The organism is Mycobacterium sp. NAZ190054 (assembly GCF_001545925.1).
Taxonomy (GTDB): Bacteria; Actinomycetota; Actinomycetes; order Mycobacteriales; family Mycobacteriaceae; genus Mycobacterium.
The window spans coordinates 1-4,886 of the sequence record NZ_LMVQ01000281.1 but is presented as its reverse complement, the minus strand read 5'-3'; the positions used below and the strand labels follow the sequence as shown (position 1 = coordinate 4,886).

Sequence of the window (4,886 nt, the reverse complement as noted above, 5' to 3'; positions counted from 1 at the left end):
ACTGGCGCAACGGAATCGGTGATCAAGCCTGGCTGGAGGTTGGTGACGACCACTGGAAGATCTATGAAACCTTCGCCCGAGCCCTTAATTCGCTCAGCCCGAACACGGTGATGGAGTGGGGCGCCGGGTTGAAGTGTGCCGCCGCCAACGGCATTGCCCTGCACCACCATTCGTCGGTGTCGGGGCCGGAGCGGGTGGCTCTGGAGCGGCGTTACCGCGAGATCTCCGGGGCCTCCGCGGACCATCTGCACGCGGTGGCCGCGATCGCCGGGTCGGTCGGCAAGGTGGTCGACGAGCTCGGGGACTTCCTTGTCGAGACCGGCGCGCAGCGGGTGGTGGTGTGTCACGACCGGCCCGCGGACCCCGAGTCGTTGCGGACGTTCGCCGACTACGTGATCCCGCAGTTCGCGTGACGCGCTCAGCGCAGCGGTGAGCCGGTGAACTTGTCGGGGTTGGCGATGTCGTAGATCGCCACCACGCGCCCGTCCCGCACCGTCAGGGCCTGGATGCGCGGCGCGAGCGCGGGCGCGTCGTCGGTGGCCTCCGCCCCGGACGAGTACAGACCCAGTTCGCCGTTGACCAGTCCGAGCGTCCCGCTGTCGAACAGCCGCTGCGCCCCGTAGCGGTGCGTGAGGCCGAGCAGGAAGCGTGCCACCTTGTCGCTGCCGTGGATGACGCGCGCAGCGGTGGGCGCCCTGCGGTTCGAGTCGCCGGTGAACGTGACCTCAGGGTGCAGCAGCGCCACCACCTGCCCCAGATCACCGGAGGCCATGGCTTCCAACAGTTTTCCGACCACCTCGGTATGCTCGGCCGCCGGGGGCGGAGCGGCCGACACCGCACGCCGAGCGCGTGACGCAAGCTGGCGCGCCGATTCCGGCGACGAGCCGAGGACCTCGGCGATTTCCGGGAACGGCACCGCGAAACCGTCGTGCAGCACGAACGCGACCCGCTGATCCGGCGTCAGGTTCTCCAGCACCACCATCGCCGCGAACCGGGCGTCCTCACCCGCCACCACCGCGGCCAGCGGGTCGTCACCGTCGAGGCCGGTGACCACCGGCTCGGGCAGCCACTCGCCGATGTAGGTCTCGCGCCGGTGCGCGGCCGACCGCAGCCGGTCCAGCGCCAGGCGACTCACCACCGTGGTCAGCCACGCCTTGAGGTCGTCGACCGCGGTGGCGCGGTGGGTGTCCCAGCGCAGCCAGGCGTCCTGCACGATGTCCTCGGCGTCGGCCACCGTGCCGGTGAGCCGGTAGGCCACCGACAGCAGGTGCGGCCGCAACTGCTCGAACTCGCCGACGCGCGTGCTCGCGGTCATGGCAGAAGTCTAGAGCGGGTCGTCCCGTAGGCCCGCTGCGGGCAACCTGGCATGGTCGCGACCGCGACAGTCGCTCTATGGCAAACCAACGGCTGATCTTGTCCATTTGATTTGCTATCTGAAGGCTAATTACCAGTCAGAAACGTCAATTATCCCGGCATGTTACTTTCCTGAACGTGGTGTAGACGCCAGCGATAAGGTGCGTTTTGCTTCCTGTAGCAAATTCAGATGCCAGCGTCTACCATCAGCTGCGCCAGTCAGGTCTGGATCGTCGAAGGGGACAGTGCCGTGGGTTACGCGAAGTACATCGGGCGGGTGGGTGCGATGGCCGTCCTGCTGGGGATCGGCACTGCGATAGCGAGCCCGGCGGGAGCGGACACCTCGACGAACGAGACGCCGAGTTCTGCGGACTCGTCCTCGGAGTCTCCGACCACCGAATCACCTGCCGAGGCCGACGAGGACGACGGGACCACCGATGAGGAAGCCGCCGACGAGGACGACGAGGACGTCGAGGACGTCGAGGACGTCGACGAGGAACTCGAGGAGGCCGCTGAGGACGTCGACGAGGACGTAGAGAACGTCGACGAGGACGCAGACCGCGAGGCCGTCGAGGACCTGGAACCCGAACCTGAGCAGGTCACCGAAGAGGAACCCGAAGACGACGAGCCGGCAGAGACGGACGGTACGGCGCCAACCCCGGAACCCGTCGAAGAACCCGACCCGGTCGAAGAACCCGACCTGGCCGACGACGCAAGCGCTGACGAGGGCGACGAGCCCATCACGGATCCTGTTGCCCCAGAAGATCCTTCACAAGAGCCACCGATAGCCGAACCCACCCCCGATGCCGACGGAACTCCTGCTCCCGCACCGCTCGTCCGCCAGCCGGTCACGCCGATCGGGGCGATCCTCGGCGCACCGTTCGCACTGATCAACATCGCTTTCGACGCCCTCGACATGCTGTTCACGCCCGCCCCCGGTACGCCTGCCGATCCGCCCATCCTCTGGGGCGTCCTGGCTTTCGTCCATCGCGAGATCCAGCGCACGTTCTTCAACAGTGCGCCCTACGCCGTCGCCGACAGCGCAAGCACCAGTGAGGACGTCCCCACCACGATCGATGTGCTGGACAACGACACCGATCCGAACGACGACCTGCTGACGATCAAGGACTACACCCAGCCGGCCAACGGCACCGTCGTCCTCAACCCTGACGGCACCTTCACCTACACACCGAACGCCGACTTCAACGGCACCGACACGTTCACCTACCGGGTGTCCGACGAAGCCGCCGCGTGGCACGTCCATGGTCTGGTGAGCCTGCTGTTCCGTGGCGGGCACGCGCCGAGCACCACCGTGACCATCACCGTCGGCGCGGTCAACGACGATCCGACGATGAAGCCGGACAGGCCCACCACCGACTCGGTCACCGGCGTGGTCACCGCAGGCCTCAACGCAGAAGATGTCGACGGCGATCCGCTGACCTACGAGGTGACCGCGCCGACCCGCGGCGCCGTCAGCATCGTCGACGGCGCGTTCATCTACACCCCCACCGCCGCAGCCCGGGCCGCCGCCGGACAGGGCGGACCCGCCACCGACACCTTCACCGTGACGGTCAGCGACGGCAACGGCGGCGCCGTCAGCCAGACCTTCACCGTCGCCGTCACCCCGAACATCGACAACATCACCATCGAAATGCGTTGGGGCGCAGCGCCGAGAGACCTCGACTCACATCTCGTGGGCCCCGGCACAAGCGGCGGGCAGTTCCACGTCTACTACGGCAACAGGAACCTCCGGCAGGCCGACGGCACCTTCGTCGCCACCCTCGCCGCCGACGACACCAATGGGTTCGGACCAGAACTGACCACGATCTACACCCGCACACCCGGCGAGTACCTGTTCTACGTCCACCGCTTCAGCAGCGACGATGAATTGAACGCGTCCGAAGCATCGGTGACCGTGCGCGATTCGGTCAGCGGGGTCAACACCGTCTTCACCATCTCTGACGAGGCGACCGGTCGCTACTGGTCGGTGTTCACCCTCACGATCTCCGACACCGGCCTGGTGACCGTGACCCCCGTGGACACCTACAGCGAGACCGCCCCGCCACTGCCGACCCCGGCACCGATCACGCTCTGATCGGCCGGGTACATCTAGCGCTTGGCGAAAACCGTGCGGTGCCAAGCCTTGTCGGCCACGCCGGTGATGTCGCTCATCACGTGCTTGATCGACAGGTACTCCTCGAGCGAGTACTGGCTCATGTCCTTGCCGAACCCCGACGCGCCGAACCCGCCGTGCGGCATCTCCGAGATGATCGGGATGTGGTCGTTGATCCACACGCAGCCGGCGTGGATCTCGCGCGACGCGCGCTGGGCGCGGTACACATCCCGCGTCCACGCCGACGCCGCCAGCCCGTACGCGGTGTCGTTGGCCTGCCGCAGCGCGTCGTCGTCGTCGGTGAACGACCGCACCGCCAGCACCGGACCGAAGATCTCGTCGCGCCACACCTCCGACGACTCCGACACATCGGCGATCAACGTCGGCCGGTAGAACGACCCCGGGCCGTCCGGCGCCACGCCGCCGGTCACGATGCGCGCGCCGTCGGCCGGCGCCCGCTCGACCATGCCCGCCACCTTGGCCCGGTGCGCCGGCGAGATCAGCGGCCCCAGATCGGTGTCGGGGTCGTGCGGGTCGCCGACGACGACCTTGCCCATCACCTCGGCCACCCCGGCGACGAAGTCGTCATAAAGCGGCTGCGCGACGATCGCGCGCGTCGCGGCCGTGCAGTCCTGGCCGGTGTTGATCAGCGCCCCGGCGACCGCACCCTGGATCGCCGCGTCCAGGTCGGCGTCGTCGAACACCACGAACGGCGCCTTGCCGCCGAGCTCGAGCTGGGTGCGGTGGCCGTGCGCGGCGGCGGCGAGCATCACCTTGCGGCCCACCGGCGTCGAGCCGGTGAACGTGACCATGTCGACGTCGGCGTGCCCGGCCAGCGCGGTGCCGACGTCGGCGCCGGACCCGGTGACCACGTTGAACACCCCCGGCGGCAGGCCGGCCTCAGCGGCCAGCCGGGCCAGCGTCAAGGTGGTCAACGGCGTGATCTCGGCGGGCTTGATCACCACCGAGCAGCCGGCGGCCAGCGCGGGCAGCACCTTCCACACCGCCATCTGCAGCGGATAGTTCCACGGGGTGATGGTGGCGACCACGCCGACGGCCTCGCGCCGGATCGACGAGGTGTGGTCACCCGAGTACTCCCCGGACGCCTTGCCCTCCAGGTGACGGGCGGCGCCGGCGAAGAAGTCGATGTTGTCGACACTGCCGGGGACGTCGAACTCGGTGGCCAGCCGCACCGGCTTGCCGGTCTGGCTGACCTCCTCGGCGACCAGCTCGGCGGAGGCCTCGTCGGCCAGCGTGGCGAGCTTGGCCAGCACCGCCGACCGCTCGGCCGGGGTCGCGGTAAATAGTCTGTCGCGGTCTGACCAGCCCAGCGAAAATTGATTAGCCTGACTTAGGTTGTTCCGCCTACCGTGGGTGGCCGCGCAGCCGAAGCACGGCTGGACCGAGATTCAGGGAGTGT

At 68.2% G+C, this 4,886-nt stretch carries 2 protein-coding genes and 2 pseudogenes; 2 read left to right on the top strand and 2 right to left on the bottom strand.

Features of this window, described 5'->3' with window-relative positions; all coding sequences use genetic code 11:
- A pseudogene (locus ASJ79_RS34125) lies at positions 1-413 on the top strand (hypothetical protein); the annotation flags it as partial.
- Between the two features lie 5 nt (positions 414-418).
- Here ASJ79_RS34125 and ASJ79_RS18905 read toward each other — a convergent pair.
- A complete protein-coding gene (locus ASJ79_RS18905; RefSeq protein ID WP_067958428.1) occupies positions 419-1,315 on the bottom strand; it encodes a sigma-70 family RNA polymerase sigma factor in 897 nt (298 codons plus the stop codon).
- 228 nt (positions 1,316-1,543) lie between these two features.
- Between ASJ79_RS18905 and ASJ79_RS34795 the strand changes: the two genes are divergently transcribed.
- Entirely contained in the window at positions 1,544-3,448 is a 1,905-nt protein-coding gene (locus tag ASJ79_RS34795; protein ID WP_197420276.1) for an Ig-like domain-containing protein, read from the top strand.
- Positions 3,449-3,462: 14 nt separating this feature from the next.
- On the opposite strand, the pseudogene ASJ79_RS18895 reads toward ASJ79_RS34795, so the two are convergent.
- Positions 3,463-4,764 (bottom strand): annotated as a pseudogene (locus ASJ79_RS18895) (gamma-aminobutyraldehyde dehydrogenase); the annotation flags it as partial.
- Positions 4,765-4,886 lie beyond the last annotated feature (122 nt).